Origin of the sequence: Shewanella fidelis ATCC BAA-318 (assembly GCF_000518605.1) — a bacterium.
In the GTDB taxonomy this organism is placed as follows: Bacteria; Pseudomonadota; Gammaproteobacteria; order Enterobacterales; family Shewanellaceae; genus Shewanella; species Shewanella fidelis.
Map to the genome: position 1 here is coordinate 216230 of NZ_JADX01000011.1, position 16646 is coordinate 232875.

Here is a 16646-nt window from a genome sequence, read left to right on the forward strand (position 1 = left end):
CTTTTGGGGGAGGTTGACCCCCCCCCTTTTAATATTTATTAGTTGTTCGTTGCAATACCTTTACTTTTGAAGGCTGCTGAGCTTGTTGTCTCTAAAGTTAAACCTTTAGTTTCTGGAGCCATAAATACGGAGATAACTAAACCAAATAATGAAATCGCAGCACCGACTAATAATGTTGGAGAAATACCATAGTTAGCCATGAAAATCGGTAATGCATAGGTTGAAATAATGGTGCCAATTCGACTGAATGACATTACTGCACCGACAGCTGATGCTCGGATCTCTGTTGGAAATAGTTCATTTGGATATAACCATTGCAATATTCCTGGGCCGCCAGAAAAGAAGGCATATGTAGCAAAAGCGCCAATAATTAACCAAATGCTAGGCTCTGGTACTATCCCTAGGAGTGCTAGAGACGCAGTCATGATGCCAAAACTGCCAATGAGCAGGGGCCTGCGGCCAATAGAATTGAGCCAGTACATAGCTGGAATACAGCCAGCCATGAAGAATAGACTGATCACTATATTGCCAAGGGCTGCATCCTTGCCGTCAGTAAAACCTAAGAGCTCGATAATTTGCGGCCCAAAGGTATAGATGGCAAACATTGGAATAACTTGGCAAGTCCAAATAAAGCCAATGAACAGAATTCGTTTTAAATAAACGGGCTCAAAAAGCTTGCTATATTTAGTTTGTTCTGCCGATTCATGCGCTATATCAACATTAGGACCAAAGTACTTTTCCATTGTGTCTTTGCATTCTTTTATTCGGCCTTTCTTGAGCAACCACCTTGGTGATTCAGGAAGGTGAAACCTGCCAAGAAGGATGACTAGACAAGGAATTAATGCACTGCCAAACATCCAGCGCCAGCCATCTTCTACATCATATAATAGGTAGCCAACCATGTTTGCTGCTGTAGCTCCGACGTACCACATTGCAGCAATAAAGCCCATTGTATAGGCCCGTTTTTTAGTTGGCGAGAATTCGGCAACCATTGATGTTGCAATTGGATAATCCGCACCAATGACAATACCGATTAAAAAACGCATAACGACAAGTTCAATTGGTGAAGAGATGAACATGGTTGCAAAAGAGAGCACTGCGATAGCAATGATATCTATCATGAACATCAATTTTCTGCCGAATATATCTGCTACATAACCGAATAGTGCTGTGCCGATAAAGAGTCCGGCTAGCGTAGCGGCTCCAACTAATCCGATCCATTGTGCATCTAACTCAAGGGCAGGGGTTAATTGTTGAAGTGCTAGTCCAATTATTACTAATACATAACCATCTAAAAAAGGTCCACCACTACCCCAAAGCATTATTTTCTTGTGTAACGGAGTAAACTCCATATCATCGAAGTTGGTTCTTGGTTTCATGATAATTACCACCAAATATATTATTAAATATTTATTATTTATTATTGGGAGGTGTTAACTCCGTTTTGTATATTTTGTAATCTAGAATTAAATAGTACTCGGTAAAATTATTAAAAAGGTGACTTGGATGGTGTTTTTTTATATTTTCTAATAAAGGTTTTGTATTTGTGAAGTGGCAACAATAATATTATTTTAAAATACGACTAAAAGGGTTGTGAAAATATTTTTCCAACCCTGGAGTATATTTTTTTAATTACGTTTTTTATCCGTATCGATATTCCACACCGAATGTGCCTCTAGGATACTCCCATTTTTCTAAAATGGTTTCACCGCAGAGAAATTTACATGTTCCACATTCTAAACATCCGGCTGAATCGAACCTTATCGTTCCATCATCTTCTAATTTATAAAGCCCAGCAGGACATGCATTAACAAGCTTTCGATATTCATTTAGATCTGGATTATCTTTTAGAATAATGTGCGCATGCCCCTCATCCACATGAAACTTATTGGCTCCAAGTTTTACATCGACATTAACTACTTTATTCATATTGAAGTGACTCCTTTAAATCCATCTTTAATTAGATTCATGTAGCCGACTTCTTTACAGTGCTTCATGAGTGTTTTTCTAATAGGCTGAGATGGACTTCCGTCCACGGTGAACATACTTTGCATGATGTCAGCAACCATCTTAGGGTATTGATTAAAAATACGTGGGTTTTCCATGAATTTAGGCAATTCTTTGTACAAATTGAGATCTTTCATGATGAAGCTATCTTCTAATAATGTTTGATAGGAAGATAAACCTTGGGCACTGAAATCATTTTTGTCGCGAGCAGCTAGTACAGCTTTTGCTGCTGCTTCACCCGAGGCGATAGCTAGATCCATACCGCGGACGGTGTAACCGATATTCAAACAAAAACCTGCAGCATCCCCAGTAATTAATACGCCATCATCAACCAGTTTCGGCACCATATGAATACCGGCTTCTGGTACTACATGACCTGAATATTCAATTAACTTGCCACCTTCGATAAGGGGTTTGATCATGGCGTGGTTTTTAAAGTCTTCAAGCATTTGCGGTACAGTTTTATTTGAACTGCCAATGTCATGTAAACCACAGACGATACCTAATGAAACTGAGCTTTTGTTAGTATAAATGAAGCCTCCTCCCATTAAGCCGTTGGCGGGAGAGCCTGCAAATAGCCAAGCACAACCTTCATCTTCATTAAGATTAAAACGATCTCGAATAACTTGTTCTGGTAGTTCGATTAACTCTTTTGCTCCAACTGCCATAGCATCAGATTTAACACGTTTTACCATTCCTAGTTGTTCTCCAAGAACCGGATTAACGCCTTCAGCTAAAATCACTGACTTTGCTGTTAGCTCATCACCATCAGCTTTTACGCCGATGACTTTGCCGTCTTGAACTAAAATTTCATCAACCCGAATGCCACTGATAAATTGAGCGCCTACTTCTTCAGCTTTGCCCATTAACCATTGATCAAAGTCGCCTCTTAATAGGGTGTAAGACTCTTCAATTGCAGTTTGTTCTCGACCGTTGTGGTAGTCGAGAGTGACGCCTGTATCGTCGGTTAGAAAAGTAACTTTTTCTTTAGTTACCTTTCTTTCTATTGGCGCTTCTTTAGCAAAACCAGGGATGATTCTTTCTAAACTGTGGCTATATAAACGGCCTCCAGTCATATTCTTGCTACCAGCATAGTTGCCACGTTCAATAACTAGAACGTCTGCGCCTTCTTTCGCAAGAACATATGCAGCAACACTGCCTGCAAGCCCAGCTCCTACGATGATCGCGTCAAATGATTCTTCTGACATACTCGTCACTCTCTACATATATTTGGCTAGTCGCCTCTCTCTTATTTGAAAAGGGAGGCGATTGAAATAACGATATAAATAGTTTTCAGTTAAGCTTTTAAAGCGCTAATAAGCGCTGGCATGACTTTGTTGATATCACCAACAATACCGTAATCCGCATATTGGAAGATTGGCGCATTCTTATCTTTGTTAACGGCTAAAATTGTCTGAGAACCTAGGGCACCAACCATATGTTGGATTTGACCTGAAATACCCAATGCTAAGTAAACTTCTGGCTTTAACATTACACCCGATACACCGATGTAGCGCTCGCGTTCCATCCACTTTTCAGTTTCAGCTATTGGACGAGAGCAACCTAACTCTGCCCCCATTAGTGCAGCTAACTCATTAGCGACTTGAAGATTTTCTTGACTACCAATACCACTACCTACACCGATAACGCGCTTAGCTTTGCCTAAGTCAACACTTTCACCTTGTTTAGCTCGGCGCTCAACACATGTAATGCTTGTTGTTGGCTCTACAAAGGTGACATTAACTGCTTCACCTGTGCTGCTAGGATCAACAGGTAATGCTTCATATAGGCCACTGCTCAACGTCATAATTGCTATTTGGCTGTTGATTTTTTCTTCAGCTATAGCTAACCCGCCGTAGGCCATATGCTTAGCATGTACACCGTTTTCGACGTTGATTTCGGTAACATCGTTAACAACACCAGCTTGTAATTGCACACCTAGTTTACTGGCAAGGGCTTTACCACGTTTGGTTGGAGCTAATAGAACTAAACTATTTTCGCTATTTGCTGCAATAACTTGTGCTATTGTGTGGCTATAGTCTTCAGTAATTTTTTGACTGTCTTTTTCACCTAAGTAATACACGTTGGTTGCGCCTAGTGTGTAAGCGGCTGTAATTTCTGATTCTGTGCCAATGATAAAGGCAGATACTTTTTCACCTAGTGCAGCACCTGCTGCGATCATTTCAGGTAAACGGGAAGCGATATCGCTAAATACCCAAATATTAGATAGTTTGCTCATCATTTATCCTTAATTAGTTAAGTGCTTTACGTAAGTGTTCTGCGAATTCGGTTAACTGCTGCTCATCATCGCCATCTATGATGAAATTTTGGCGAGCTTTTTGTTTTGGTGCGATAACTGAGGTGAGCTCAACTAATGCTGGAAACTCTGTTAGTTCTAAGTCTGTGGCACCTAAGCTAGTAACTGGTTTTTTGGCTGCAGCTAGAATTGTTTTCATTGATGGGATTGTGGGTTCATTAATATCTGCAGATACAGAAATTACGGCTGGTAGTGAAATTTCTAATACTTCTACTTCATCATCTAACGAGCGCTCAACAGTGATCTTGTCTTGCTCTGCCGCGATAATTTTACTAACTGCATTAATATTGGCGATACCTAGTAGTTCACCTAACTGTAAGCCAACCTGCTGAGCATATAAATCTCCAGAACCATCACCACAGATTATTAAATCAAAACCACTTTTTTGTGCAGCTGCCATCAATACACGTGCTGTTTGATGTGGTAGCAGATGCTCAAATTTTTCATCTACTACAACGGTTAAGTCATCTGGACCACGGGAAAGAATATCCTTTCGTGATTTAGGGTTTTCTAAGGCCTTACCGCCAATGCTCATCGCAGTGATATTACTGTCACCTAAAAGGCTTTTAAGTTGGACACCTGCTTCTACTGCACAGAGATCGAATGGGTTAATTTTAAGTGAGGCTTTATTGGTATCTAAGCTACCATTAGCGGCGATTGAGATATCTTGCTCTTCAGGTACTAACTTATAACACGTAATAATTTTCATTATTTCTCCCGTTAAAATACGAAGTATTTAAAAACCTAATATAAGAATATTAATGTCATAACTAATTATTAGTTTGGGTTCTGTTAAAATGGGTTTTAATTAACAATGCTTATAAGCATTAAATTAAGCTTTCATAAGGGGATATTAAAGAATCCTCTTGGTAACCATTCTAAGTTGAGCCAATTATATGGCGATAAATTAATAAGCTAATGTTATGTTCGTCACACTTATAGGTGGACCGAAGTTAGTCTTTCTAACAACTCTATTAGTTTCACTAATATACTTTTTGAAATCGTTTTTTTAGATTTTTTAATGTGGGTATTAGATATGCTAATGGTGTGTTTACTAGTTCTAATAATCTCATTAGTAGAGCTTAAATATACTAGTTAAGTAATTCTAATATGCTTATTAGAATTATAGTTTTTAGTCTTTTTTTAGCTTGTTCAGAAACGTTTTTGTTGTTTTGCAGCGCTCTAATTTAGCCTTTTGCATTTAACCTCTTTTGGTTGTATCTTGTTGTTTTGTAATGTTTAAATTGTTTCGTTGTTGTTTTTGGAAGGGGCGTATCAGCATCGGTTGATAAGATTTTTTCAAGTTTTATTCATAAGTTAAATTCTATTTTTATTACTCACTTTTTGTCGTTTTTAAGTGGTTAAATTTCTATTTCAAGTGAACGTGATAACGATCACTGTATAGCTAAATTCTGGCTGGCATGATTCTTACGCAAATCAACGGGCTAATTTAATTTTATTAATTGTTTATAAGTTTCTAGTTCTTGTAAGTAATTAAAATTGTTGTTTGGTGATTGGTTTAAATGCTTGGTTATATTTGTTTTTGACTTTTATTTCTAGGTAATAAAGTAATTCGATAAATACTCAGTTTAAAACTTTAACTATTATCCTCTTCGAATAGAGAGGGAGAAGTATTAATATGAACAATAAAACGATGGATGTAGATGCCAAAGCAGGAAAGAAAAAGGTCACTATTGACCCGATTATCTTTTTTCCTTCATTAATCGCCGTTGTATTGCTTTCTTACTTTACAGTAAGAGACTTAGATGCGGCGAATGTTGCAATTCAAGAAGTATTTCATTACTTGACCCATACATGGGGATGGGCATTTGAATGGTATATGATTTTCATGGGAGCAGGTTGGGCTTGGTTGACATGGGGGCCATATTCTAACAACCGTTTAGGTCAGGAAAAGCCCGAGTTTAGCACAGGAAGTTGGATCTTTTTGATGTTTGCCTCTTGTACCTCGGCAGCAGTATTGTTTTGGGGATCTCTAGAAGTTTATTACTACGTGACTTACCCGCCATTCGATCTTGCCCCCTTATCTGTACAAGCTAAAGAGTTAGGGCTTGCATATAGTTTATTCCACTGGGGGCCACTTCCTTGGATGGGTTATGGCTTCTTTACTGTGGCACTTGGTTACTTCCTTTTCGTTAAGAAGATGGACGTGGTTCGCCCAAGCGGCACCTTAGAGCCTGTGTTAGGTAAGCACCATAAAGGTTTCATCGGTATCTTTATCGATAATGTTTATGTCGTTGCGCTAATTCTTGCTATGGGTACCAGTTTAGGTTTGGCTACTCCGTTAGTCACTGAGTGTATTCAATGGCTATTCGGCATTCCGCGTACCCCAGAAGTTGATACTATTATCATCTCTGCATGGATTATTTTTAACGCTATCTGTGTTGCTTTTGGTCTAACTAAAGGTGTCAAAATTGCTAGTGACTTACGTAGTTACTTGAGCATCATCATGCTGGTTTGGGTATTCCTAATCGGCGCAACTAGCTTCACTATCAATTATTTTACTGATTCTATTGGTGTAATGCTCGAGCTACTTCCTCGTATGCTGTTCTATACAGCATCAGTAAGTGAAGGAAGCTTCCCACAAGATTGGACCGTGTTCTACTGGGCTTGGTGGGTAGTGTACGGCATTCAAATGTGTATCTTCTTAGCTAAAATCTCCCGTGGCCGCACTGTGCGTGAACTTTGTTTGACGATGGTGGCTGGTTTAACCGCTTCTACCTGGTTCCTATGGACCATTCTAGGTAGTAACACTATGAGTTTGATGAACGAAAATCTTGTCAATATGCCACAGCTGATCGAACAGTATGGTGCGGCGAGAGCGATTATCGAAACATGGGCCGCTTTACCTTTCAGCACGATCACAATGTGGGGCTTCTTCATTCTATGTTTCCTTGCCACTGTAACTTTAGTTAATGCCTGTTCATACACCTTAGCTATGTCTACCTGTAAAGGTGCTGACGCTGATAACGAGCCACCAGTTTGGGTTCGTGTCGGCTGGTCTGTGCTTGTGGGGGTTATCGGTATTGTTTTGTTATCACTTGGAGGTTTGAAGCCGCTGCAAACGGCAATTATTGCCGGTGGTGCTCCACTGATTATCGTCAATATCATGATCATCGTCTCTTTCTTAAAAGATGCTCGTAAAAATAACTGGAAACCTGAAGCAGCAAAGGCTTAGCCACATCTGGGATCCACAGTTGAAATTGAGAGGAAAAAATAATGGATTTTAAATTAACCGACGAACAAGAGCTTTTTGTAGCTGGTATCCGTGACTTAATGGCTAAAGAAAACTGGGAAAGCTATTTCGCAGAGTGTGATGAGAATAGCCAGTACCCAGAGCGCTTCGTTAAAGAGCTAGCCGAGATGGGCATCGACAGCTTGTTATTGCCTGAAGAGCACGGTGGATTCAACGAAGGCATGGTGACGCTAGCCGTGATTTGGGAAGAGTTAGGTCGCTTAGGCGCACCAACATACGTGCTATATCAATTACCAGGTATCACTACGATGCTAAGACACGGTAGCCCAGAGCAGATCGATAAGATCATGGCACTTCGTGGTACAGGTAAGCAAATGTGGAACTCAGCGATCACTGAGCCTAGTGCGGGTTCTGATGTGGGTAGCTTGCTAACCACTTATAAGCGCCGTGATGGCAAAGTGTATTTGACTGGTAGTAAGTGTTTTATCACCAGTGCTGCAGGTGCACCTTACATCGTGGTTATGGCTAAAGATGCTGACTCTGAAAAACCAATCTTCACTGAGTGGTTTGTCGATATGTCTAAGCCAGGCATCAAGATGAGCAAGTTACCAAAGCTAGGCTTGAAAATGGATAGCTGCTGTGAGCTTCAGTTTGACGAGTTTGAGCTAGAGGAGTCAGACATGTTTGGTATTGAAGGTAACGGTTTCATGCGCGTTAAAGAGGAGTTTGACTCTGAGCGTTTCCTTGTGGCCTTAACTAACTATGGTGCAGCGTATTGCGCATTTGAAGATGCGGCTAAGTACGCTAACCAACGTGTTCAGTTTGGTGAAACGATTGGTCGCTTCCAGTTAATCCAAGACAAGTTCGCACACATGGCTATCAAGCTTAACAGCATGAAGAACATGGTTTATGAGGCGGCTTGGAAGTGTGATAACGGCACAATGACTTCAGGTGACTCTGCAATGTGTAAGTTCTACTGCGCGAATGCAGGTTTTGAAGTCATTGATTCTGCGATGCAAGTGCTAGGTGGTTATGCGATTGCGGGTGAGCACCGTATCAGCCGTATGTGGCGTGATATCCGAGTAGACCGTGTCTCAGGTGGTTCTGATGAAATGCAGATCCTGACCTTAGGTCGTGAAGTGTTAAAGCGTTACCGCTAAACATTGCATAGGTAACAGGCTAGGTACTGAGTAAGTGAGTACTTAGTCTGGCCGGCACCTAGCTTGGGATTTGAGAGCCTCTTTTTAATTTTAAGCAGATCGACACTGCTTCTTAAATCCCAGCGGGTTGCCGTTAATCACTGTAGTGCTTGGTAAATCCCAATTATGACTATCTTCTCGACGCTGTTGTCGTGATGAATTTTTGTTCGAATATTTAGAGAGATGGGTATCATGTCAAATAAATTGTCCACACCTACGTTTGGTCCTCTTTCTGGTTTGAGAGTGGTGTTTTCTGGTATTGAAATTGCTGGTCCATTTGCAGCACAAATGCTTGCGGAATGGGGCGCTGAGGTGATTTGGATCGAAAACGTTGCTTATGCGGATACCATCCGTGTACAGCCAAACTACCCAGAGTTATCACGTCGTAATCTTCATGCATTGTCACTTAATATTTTTAAGGATGAAGGTCGTGATGCATTCCTTAAGTTAATGGAAACTACTGACATTTTTATCGAAGCGAGTAAAGGGCCTGCATTCGCTCGTCGCGGGATCACTGATGAAGTGCTTTGGGAACGTAATAAGAAGTTAGTCATCGCTCACTTATCTGGCTTTGGTCAGTATGGCACAGATGAATACACCAACTTACCTGCCTACAACACGATTGCTCAAGCATTCAGTGGTTACCTAATTCAGAATGGCGACATCGATCAGCCAATGCCAGCCTTTCCATACACAGCAGACTACTTCTCAGGTATGACGGCAACCACTTCTGCACTCGCAGCACTATATCGTGTACGTGAAACCGGAGTTGGTGAAAGTATCGACGTGGCTATGTATGAAGTGATGTTGCGTATGGGTCAATATTTCATGATGGATCACTTCAATGGCGGCGAAATTTGCCCACGTATGACTAAAGGTAAAGATCCTTACTACGCAGGTTGCGGTCTATATAAGTGTGAAGATGGTTATATCGTAATGGAGCTTGTGGGTGGTATGCAGATCGAAGAGATGTTCAAGGATATGAATATTATGCATCTGTATGGTGGCGAAGAGATCCCTGCTGGTACACAGTTAATTCACCGTATTGAGTGTCCATTCGGCTATCAGGTTGAAGATGCCTTAGATGAATACCTAGCACATAAGAGCATCGAAGATGTGTTGGCAAGGTTTGCCGAGCTAAATGTCGCTTGTGCAAAAGTGTTAACCATCCCAGAGCTTGATAGCAATCCTCAGTATATTGCGCGTGAGTCGATTACTGAATGGAAGAACATTGACGGTAAGACCTACAGAGGTCCAAACGTGATGCCTAAGTTTAAGAACAATCCAGGCAAGATCTGGCGTGGTATGCCAAAGCATGGCATGGACACAGCTGCAATCTTGGAAGATATCGGTTACACGGCAGAACAAATACAGAGCTTAAGCGAGAAAGGCTTAGCAAAAGTATCTGAGTGTAAGTGAGGCAAGAAGAATGGATATCGTTGGAAGCAAAACATTAAGATGCATGTGGGATGAGCGTGCTCGTAAATTTAATAATAACACAGCGTTGGTTTATGAGGATGCTGCCGGCGATGTCCAAGAGTTTACCTATAGTCAACTGAACGACGAAATTAATAGAACCGCTAACTTATTTTTGAGTCTAGGTATAAATAAAGGCGATAAAGTTGCGGTGCAGTTATATAACAGTCCGCAGTTTATTTTCTGTTGGTTTGGTTTAGCCAAAATAGGTGCAGTTATTGTGCCTATTAATAACCAATACTTATTTGATGAGAGCCTATTCATTATAAATAAGTGTGATGTTAAAGCCGTCGTTATTGAAGAAGAGTTTCTCGCTATTTATAGCAGGATGAAACAGCAAGTAGGTAACTCAATAAATAATATTTTGGTTACAAGAACGATTAACCCTGAGATATCGGAATCGATGAACTTCGATATTCTTGTGAGTCAGCAAGCGGCTGAGTTAGTCAAACAGGTCACCGTTAGTAGTGACGATGTGGCCGAAATATTATTTACCTCAGGCACAACATCGCGGCCAAAAGGTGTGGAGATCACCCATTGTAATTTGCAGTTTGCAGGCTATTACACGGCGTGGCAAACCTGCCTGAGAAGCGATGATACCTACTTAAGCATGATGCCAAGTTTTCACATCGACTTTCAATGTAATGCCGCCATGGCAGCATTTACCGTTGGCGCTAAGTTGGTGATGCTAGAGAAATACAGCGCACGTAAGTTCTGGCAACAGATCTGTGATTACAAAGCGACGATTACTCACAGTATGCCTATGATAGTTCGCACCTTAATGCTGCAGCCTAAAGTGGCAACTGAGCGTGATCATTGTCTGCGTGACATGCTGTTTTTTTTGCATATTTCAGATCAAGAGAAGTTGGATTTTGAAACCCGCTTTAATGTGCAATTGTTTAACTCATATGGCATGACAGAAACCTTAGTGGGGCTGATTGGTGATAGCCCAGCAGAGGAACGTCACTGGCCGTCAATAGGCCGCCCCGGCCTAGGTTATGAAGCGAAAATTGTCGATGAAAATGGCCAAGAACTGGCTGCAAATGTGGTGGGCGATCTTTGGGTGAAAGGTGTACCCGGTCGCACGATCATGAAGGGCTACTATCAAGACCAAAAATCGACTGAAGAAGTGTTAAGTGCCGATGGTTGGCTCTATACCGGTGACAAAGCCTATGTCGATGAAAGTGGTTTATTTTACTTTGTTGATAGAAAGACAAACATGATAAAGCGCTCCGGTGAAAATATTTCCAGCTCCGAAATTGAAAAAGTTTTAATGTCCCATCCTTATATTCTCGATGCTGCCGTTATTGGCGTGCCAGATTTAATTCGCGATGAGGCAGTTAAAGCATTTGTCATATTTAATGAGGGTGTGTCTTTAAGTGTCGAGCAAATTTTGCAGTACTGTGCTGAAAATATGGCGAAATTTAAAGTTCCATCTTTTATCGAAATAAAAAAATCTTTTCCAAGAACCTGTACCTGCAAAGTACAAAAAAAACTTCTGATGTGAAGTTAACTTAATTAGCTTTTAAATAAATGAGTCTGAAGTGGCTCTATATTGGAGTATTAGCATGAGTGAATCATTACACGTTACCCGCAATGGCGCTATTTTAGAAATTACTCTTGATAGACCAAAGGCCAATGCAATTGACGCAAAAACAAGTTTTGAAATGGGTGAGGTTTTCTTAGCGTTCCGTGAAGATCCTGAGTTACGAGTGGCTATTATCACGGGGGCCGGTGAGCGCTTCTTCTCTGCAGGCTGGGACTTAAAAGCGGCTGCAGAAGGCGAAGCTCCTGATGCGGATTTCGGTCCTGGCGGATTTGCAGGCTTAACCGAAATTTTTGATCTTGATAAGCCAGTGATTGCAGCTGTAAATGGTTACGCATTTGGTGGTGGATTTGAGCTAGCGTTATCGGCCGACATGATTGTCTGTTCTGAAAATGCCAGCTTTGCGCTGCCAGAAGCCAAGCTAGGTATCGTACCTGATAGTGGCGGTATGTTGCGTCTTCCTAAATTGTTACCACCTGCAATCGTCAATGAATTGATGATGACTGGTCGTGGTATGGGCGCTGAAGAAGCACTGCGCTGGGGCGTGGTAAATCGTGTGGTTGAAAGTGAGCAATTAATGGAGAGCGCCCGTGAATTGGCACAACAGATTGCCCAAGGTGCGCCACTAGCGATTGCAGCGATCAAAGAGATCTACCGTGAAACGAGTGAGCTTTCAGTGGAAGAGGGCTATCGCCATATTCGTGCTGGTGACCTGAAGAATTACCCATCAGTTCTGCATTCTGAAGACGCATTAGAGGGCCCATTAGCCTTCTCTGAAAAGCGCGATCCGGTGTGGAAAGGTAGATAGGTTTCAAGCTGTTTACGCTCGATAAAGCCTGATGTTTCTATGAGATATCGGGTTTTATTTTAATTGTTTGTCGGTAATGGAAGGATTTACAGATGGCGTTGAAATTAGAGATGCAAGGGCAAACCTATGGCCCATTCGTTAATGAGTATACTGCTAGAGATGTGATGCTGTTTGCACTGGGCTGTGGCGCGGGAAGCGACGGTAAAACCGATCTCGATTATGTGTATGAAAAGCAATTAAAAGTATTGCCAATCTTTGCTGCAACCCAAATCGTCGATGCGGAGGTGACTAAGACGATAGATTATGGCTTTAATTGGGGCGGCTCTTTGCATTGGGGCTTCGATCTGCATATCCATCAGCCGCTGCCGATTAACCCAGGGAAGTTGACCACTAAGGTACTGCTGAAAGGGCTGTTTGATCGCGGTGAGGGAAGAGGCTGTTTGGCTCAACACATAGGTGAAACCTTCGATGAAGCGGGCACTAAGCTGTTTACCAACGAAAGCTGGGATTGCGCCTTATATGACGGTGGTTTTGGCGGCCCCAAGGCGCCTCAAGACATTGTCGAAATCCCTGACCGTGAACCTGACTTTGAAATCGAGCAAGACATTCCATTAAACCAAGCACTTATCTACCGTTTGTCTGGCGATGATCATCCGCAACATGTGGATTGGGAATATGCGCAGGAGTTTGGCCATCCTAAGCCAAACCTACATGGAGTCAGTACCGCTGGCGTGGCTTGTCGTCATGTTATTCAGGCGATGTTTCCCGGTGAGCCTGAACGTCTTACCCATTTTAAGACTAGGCTGACTAAATCCTTGTATCCGGGCTGCAGAGTCAAAACTCAGATCTGGAAATGGAGCGACAATTGTGTCCATTTTAGAGTCGCGGATGCCAAGGAGCCCGATACCTTCTACCTAAACTTTGGTCTCGTTGAGTGGAAGTAAGCCTGTATAGGGGGCTTTTGCCTCCTGTCTAGAAAAGGTGTAGAGCTTAACTACATCAGTATTTAGCAGTTAGGTCTTAATGTTAGAGACCTAACAGCTAAGTAGAGAGCCGTGTGAATTTATGAAGAGTGAAACAGTTTATGCCCTGCTATGAATTTGAAGGATTAGTACCCGTGGTCGATCCAACTGCTTATGTGCATCCAACTGCAGTACTGATTGGTGATGTCATTGTTGAAGCTGGAGTGTATATAGGTCCCAATGCTTCATTGCGTGGTGACTATGGCCGCTTGATCTTGCAGCGGGGGAGTAACCTTCAAGATGGTTGCATCATGCACGGTTACTGCGACATGGATACGGTCGTCGAGGCTGATGGCCATATTGGTCATGGGGCGATTTTGCATGGCTGCGTGATTAAGCGTAACGCTTTAGTGGGGATGAATGCCGTCGTCATGGATGGTGCGGTCATTGGTGAAGATAGCATTGTCGCCGCCATGAGTTTTGTCAAAGCAGGCTTTCAAGGCGGGGCTAAACAGCTGCTAATGGGCCAGCCCGCAAAAGTGGTGCGTGAGGTGACCGAACAGGATTTGCACTGGAAAGGACTCAATACGCTGGAGTATCAAATTTTAGCCCAGCGTTCAGCAAAAACAATGCAATTGGTCACGCCGTTAACTAGGTCAAAAGCCAATAGGCCAAGGCTGAAAGGGGTGACTGAAGTGCAACCTAAGGCTCTGCCTGCATAATTCAATTAATCAATGCCGCCTGAGCGAGTCATAGGGGCTCGAGGTTTAGGGGGAATGCGATCCCGATAACGCTTAAACCGATTAGCGCCTCAGGCGGCACACTTCATGATTGCAATATTAAGCAGTTGTCCCCGCGTAGGGGCGATGATAGAGAAGGAAAGTGGTATGCCGTTAGATCCAAAAGTCGCGCTGTATTTAAAACAAGTACGAGAATCCGGTGCCAAGGCCTATGAAGATATGACCCCGGCGGAATCAAGACGTCTCGATATGAATGAATTGACTAAAGCCAGGGCAGATAGAGTGCTTGAGAGCGTTGCTGCGATTGAGTATAGCTTTATTCCCGGCCCCACAGCCGATCTTCCTGTGCGAATTTATCGTCCAACAGTCTGCGCTAATGATGAACCGCAGCCTGCCATCATTTTTATTCATGGTAGTGGTTGGGTGGTATCGAATATCGAGACCAATGATCATTTTAGTCGTGCGCTTGCCAATCGCACAGGTTCTGTTGTGGTAGCAATTAATTACCAGAAGGCACCTGAGCATAAGTTCCCTATTCCAATGGATGACTGCTATGCATCGACATTATGGATCTTTGAGCATGCAAGCTTGCTGGGATTGGATCCAAAGCGTATCGGTATTTTGGGAGACAGTGCTGGTGGAAACCTTGCAGCGGCTGTCACCTTGAGGTTACGGGATGAAAAAGGGCCGCAATTAGCGTTTCAGGTTTTGGTCTACCCCGCAGTGCAGTATGGTTGCCAGACCCCATCGTCCATTGCTCACGCTGAAGGTTACCTATTGCAGCAGGCGAGTATGAAGTATTACTGGGGGCATTATTTACGCAGTGAAGCTGATGCACAAAACCCCTATTGCTCTCCGTTAAATGCACAGAGTCATAAAGATTTGCCGCCAACTTTTATTTATACCGCTGAATTCGATCCTTTATGTGATGACGGCTTTCTTTACGCACGAGAGTTAAAAGCTGCTGGAGTTAAAGTGAAATATCATTGTTTTGAAGGGGTAATTCACGGATTTATTAAAATGTTAGGTGTGTTTGATCAAGCTGACGAGTTTCTTGATGAAATTAAGCAAGATCTACTAGAGATCTAAATATTACCAAAGTAATTCAACGTTAGTTGATGCTCACAAAATAGGCAGTTTCGTGAGCTTATTCGAATAATTATGAACTAGTTTATAAACAGCAGGTAATTCCTATTTTTATGTGCTCAGAGTTACATTTTTAGTTTAAAACACTGTGCTAATCTGGCGAATCATATATTTAAACTTTGCGTATAACACTATGAATAATAACATTCCATTAAGAGCATTACAGGTCTTCGAATCATGTGCAAGATTAGAAAGTTGCTCTCTTGCTGCGAATGAATTGTGCATAACTCAAAGCGCAGTGTCACAACAAATAAAGTTGCTTGAGGATTACTTCTTAGAAAAGTTGTTTCACCGTAATGCAGGAAAGATAACGTTAACAGAATCTGGGCTTGAGCTGCGTCAAAGGTTAGCACCTGTTTTTTATGACTTAAATAGTGTTTGCGCCAGCCTAGTACCTGACATGTCAAATGAGGTTCGGGTTCACTCTTATAACTCGTTAGCAGCCCGCTGGTTAGTGCCAAAGATGGCTGAATTTAGAAAGTTGCATCCAGAATTCAACATCAATGTGGGCATGTTTCAAGATGATGTAGAAATGAGTGACATGCTTGCGGATATTTTTATCATAACTCGTGAGTGCCAAGATGGTTATACCATTATTCCATTAGTTGAAGAAAAACTCGTAGCATATTGCAGTCCAGACTACCTAGATAAACATCCTAATGTGTCATTGGAAACTTTCCATGAGCAAACATTGCTTTATTCTAAACATAAAGACTACGGTGTGGATTGGGAAGGGTGGTTTAGATTTAATAAAGTGGGCGTAGGCCCTTTACAGCGGAAGTTTATTTATAACCATAATATGTTAGCTGTTCAGGCGGCTATTTTTGGGCAAGGTATTGTTCTTGGGTTAGAGCAAACATTACAAGTTGAAGTCGACTCTGGGAACCTGATCAAGTTAGATTTACCGCATTGCTACACTGGATGGACATATTCAATTGCATATAAGTCTTCGAGAAAAAGAGACGCCCGTATTATGAAGATTGTTGAGTGGATTATAAAAGAGTACGCGGCGACTACTATGCTAGATAATTAAAAGTACCTATTGGATGGTGGTTTGTGATTATCGGGAATTCAATTACCAATTTATAGTGACTGAACGTATGACCAAGCGAATCGAATAGTTCAACAAAGCAAAAACTATCGAGGATTCAGTCATTCAGTGGATTAAAGATAGTATGGTTAACCATGATATTGCAGAGCTATTTGCTGATAATGATAAAAGGAGCTATGT

14 protein-coding genes are annotated in these 16646 nt (G+C 41.9%); 9 read left to right on the top strand and 5 right to left on the bottom strand.

The genetic code is table 11. The annotated features are described in order from the left end of the window. Positions 1 to 38 precede the first annotated feature (38 nt). The 5 genes from L884_RS0106950 to L884_RS0106970 form a co-directional block, all read right to left on the bottom strand. A complete protein-coding gene (locus L884_RS0106950) occupies positions 39 to 1379 on the bottom strand; it encodes an MFS transporter (RefSeq protein ID WP_028766813.1) in 1341 nt (446 codons plus the stop codon). Positions 1380 to 1641: 262 nt separating this feature from the next. Next, positions 1642 to 1929, bottom strand: coding sequence for a ferredoxin family protein (locus L884_RS0106955; protein ID WP_028766814.1), 288 nt, complete (start codon positions 1927 to 1929; stop codon positions 1642 to 1644). Continuing rightward, positions 1926 to 3215: an FAD-dependent oxidoreductase FixC gene (gene fixC, locus L884_RS0106960; protein WP_028766815.1), complete on the bottom strand. Its 1290-nt coding sequence runs from the start codon at positions 3213 to 3215 to the stop codon at positions 1926 to 1928. Before fixC ends, L884_RS0106955 begins: the two co-directional genes overlap by 4 nt. Before the next feature lie 89 nt (positions 3216 to 3304). Next, positions 3305 to 4246 (bottom strand): FAD-binding protein, encoded by a 942-nt coding sequence (locus L884_RS0106965; RefSeq protein ID WP_028766816.1) that lies wholly within the window; start codon positions 4244 to 4246, stop codon positions 3305 to 3307. Between the two features lie 13 nt (positions 4247 to 4259). Next, complete coding sequence (locus tag L884_RS0106970) at positions 4260 to 5033, bottom strand: electron transfer flavoprotein FixA (protein ID WP_028766817.1); 774 nt, start codon at positions 5031 to 5033, stop codon at positions 4260 to 4262. Between the two features lie 930 nt (positions 5034 to 5963). Between L884_RS0106970 and caiT the strand changes: the two genes are divergently transcribed. From caiT to L884_RS0107015, 9 genes are all read left to right on the top strand, one after another. After that, the gene (gene caiT, locus L884_RS0106975; protein WP_051435562.1) at positions 5964 to 7520 is read left to right on the top strand and encodes an L-carnitine/gamma-butyrobetaine antiporter; all 1557 of its coding nucleotides are present in this window, start codon (positions 5964 to 5966) and stop codon (positions 7518 to 7520) included. A 41-nt stretch (positions 7521 to 7561) separates the two neighbouring features. Further along, positions 7562 to 8698 (top strand): crotonobetainyl-CoA dehydrogenase, encoded by a 1137-nt coding sequence (caiA, locus tag L884_RS0106980; RefSeq protein ID WP_028766819.1) that lies wholly within the window; start codon positions 7562 to 7564, stop codon positions 8696 to 8698. 231 nt (positions 8699 to 8929) lie between these two features. Continuing rightward, positions 8930 to 10156 carry an L-carnitine CoA-transferase gene (gene caiB / locus L884_RS0106985; protein WP_037410533.1) on the top strand — a complete coding sequence of 409 codons (1227 nt, stop codon included), beginning with the start codon at positions 8930 to 8932 and terminating at the stop codon, positions 10154 to 10156. A gap of 10 nt (positions 10157 to 10166) precedes the next feature. Further along, the gene (gene caiC / locus L884_RS0106990; RefSeq protein WP_028766821.1) at positions 10167 to 11720 is read left to right on the top strand and encodes a crotonobetaine/carnitine-CoA ligase; all 1554 of its coding nucleotides are present in this window, start codon (positions 10167 to 10169) and stop codon (positions 11718 to 11720) included. Between the two features lie 61 nt (positions 11721 to 11781). Beyond that, positions 11782 to 12567, top strand: coding sequence for a crotonobetainyl-CoA hydratase (gene caiD / locus L884_RS0106995; RefSeq protein ID WP_028766822.1), 786 nt, complete (start codon positions 11782 to 11784; stop codon positions 12565 to 12567). Positions 12568 to 12659: 92 nt separating this feature from the next. Continuing rightward, positions 12660 to 13511 carry a MaoC/PaaZ C-terminal domain-containing protein gene (locus tag L884_RS0107000; RefSeq protein ID WP_028766823.1) on the top strand — a complete coding sequence of 284 codons (852 nt, stop codon included), beginning with the start codon at positions 12660 to 12662 and terminating at the stop codon, positions 13509 to 13511. 140 nt (positions 13512 to 13651) lie between these two features. After that, positions 13652 to 14251: a carnitine operon protein CaiE gene (gene caiE / locus L884_RS0107005; protein ID WP_028766824.1), complete on the top strand. Its 600-nt coding sequence runs from the start codon at positions 13652 to 13654 to the stop codon at positions 14249 to 14251. A 105-nt stretch (positions 14252 to 14356) separates the two neighbouring features. Then, entirely contained in the window at positions 14357 to 15358 is a 1002-nt protein-coding gene (locus L884_RS0107010; RefSeq protein WP_245603084.1) for an alpha/beta hydrolase, read from the top strand. A 190-nt stretch (positions 15359 to 15548) separates the two neighbouring features. Continuing rightward, positions 15549 to 16448, top strand: coding sequence for a LysR substrate-binding domain-containing protein (locus tag L884_RS0107015; RefSeq protein ID WP_028766826.1), 900 nt, complete (start codon positions 15549 to 15551; stop codon positions 16446 to 16448). Positions 16449 to 16646: the final 198 nt, after the last annotated feature.

What these genes read in the sequence shown, in the direction of transcription:
- L884_RS0106950 (WP_028766813.1), bottom strand. Translation starts at nt 1,379, where the DNA reads ATGAAACCAAGAACCAACTTCGATGATATGGAGTTTACTCCGTTACAC.
- L884_RS0106955 (WP_028766814.1), bottom strand. Translation starts at nt 1,929, where the DNA reads ATGAATAAAGTAGTTAATGTCGATGTAAAACTTGGAGCCAATAAGTTT.
- fixC (WP_028766815.1), bottom strand. Translation starts at nt 3,215, where the DNA reads ATGTCAGAAGAATCATTTGACGCGATCATCGTAGGAGCTGGGCTTGCA.
- L884_RS0106965 (WP_028766816.1), bottom strand. Translation starts at nt 4,246, where the DNA reads ATGAGCAAACTATCTAATATTTGGGTATTTAGCGATATCGCTTCCCGT.
- L884_RS0106970 (WP_028766817.1), bottom strand. Translation starts at nt 5,033, where the DNA reads ATGAAAATTATTACGTGTTATAAGTTAGTACCTGAAGAGCAAGATATC.
- caiT (WP_051435562.1), top strand. Translation starts at nt 5,964, where the DNA reads ATGAACAATAAAACGATGGATGTAGATGCCAAAGCAGGAAAGAAAAAG.
- caiA (WP_028766819.1), top strand. Translation starts at nt 7,562, where the DNA reads ATGGATTTTAAATTAACCGACGAACAAGAGCTTTTTGTAGCTGGTATC.
- caiB (WP_037410533.1), top strand. Translation starts at nt 8,930, where the DNA reads ATGTCAAATAAATTGTCCACACCTACGTTTGGTCCTCTTTCTGGTTTG.
- caiC (WP_028766821.1), top strand. Translation starts at nt 10,167, where the DNA reads ATGGATATCGTTGGAAGCAAAACATTAAGATGCATGTGGGATGAGCGT.
- caiD (WP_028766822.1), top strand. Translation starts at nt 11,782, where the DNA reads ATGAGTGAATCATTACACGTTACCCGCAATGGCGCTATTTTAGAAATT.
- L884_RS0107000 (WP_028766823.1), top strand. Translation starts at nt 12,660, where the DNA reads ATGGCGTTGAAATTAGAGATGCAAGGGCAAACCTATGGCCCATTCGTT.
- caiE (WP_028766824.1), top strand. Translation starts at nt 13,652, where the DNA reads ATGCCCTGCTATGAATTTGAAGGATTAGTACCCGTGGTCGATCCAACT.
- L884_RS0107010 (WP_245603084.1), top strand. Translation starts at nt 14,357, where the DNA reads ATGATTGCAATATTAAGCAGTTGTCCCCGCGTAGGGGCGATGATAGAG.
- L884_RS0107015 (WP_028766826.1), top strand. Translation starts at nt 15,549, where the DNA reads ATGAATAATAACATTCCATTAAGAGCATTACAGGTCTTCGAATCATGT.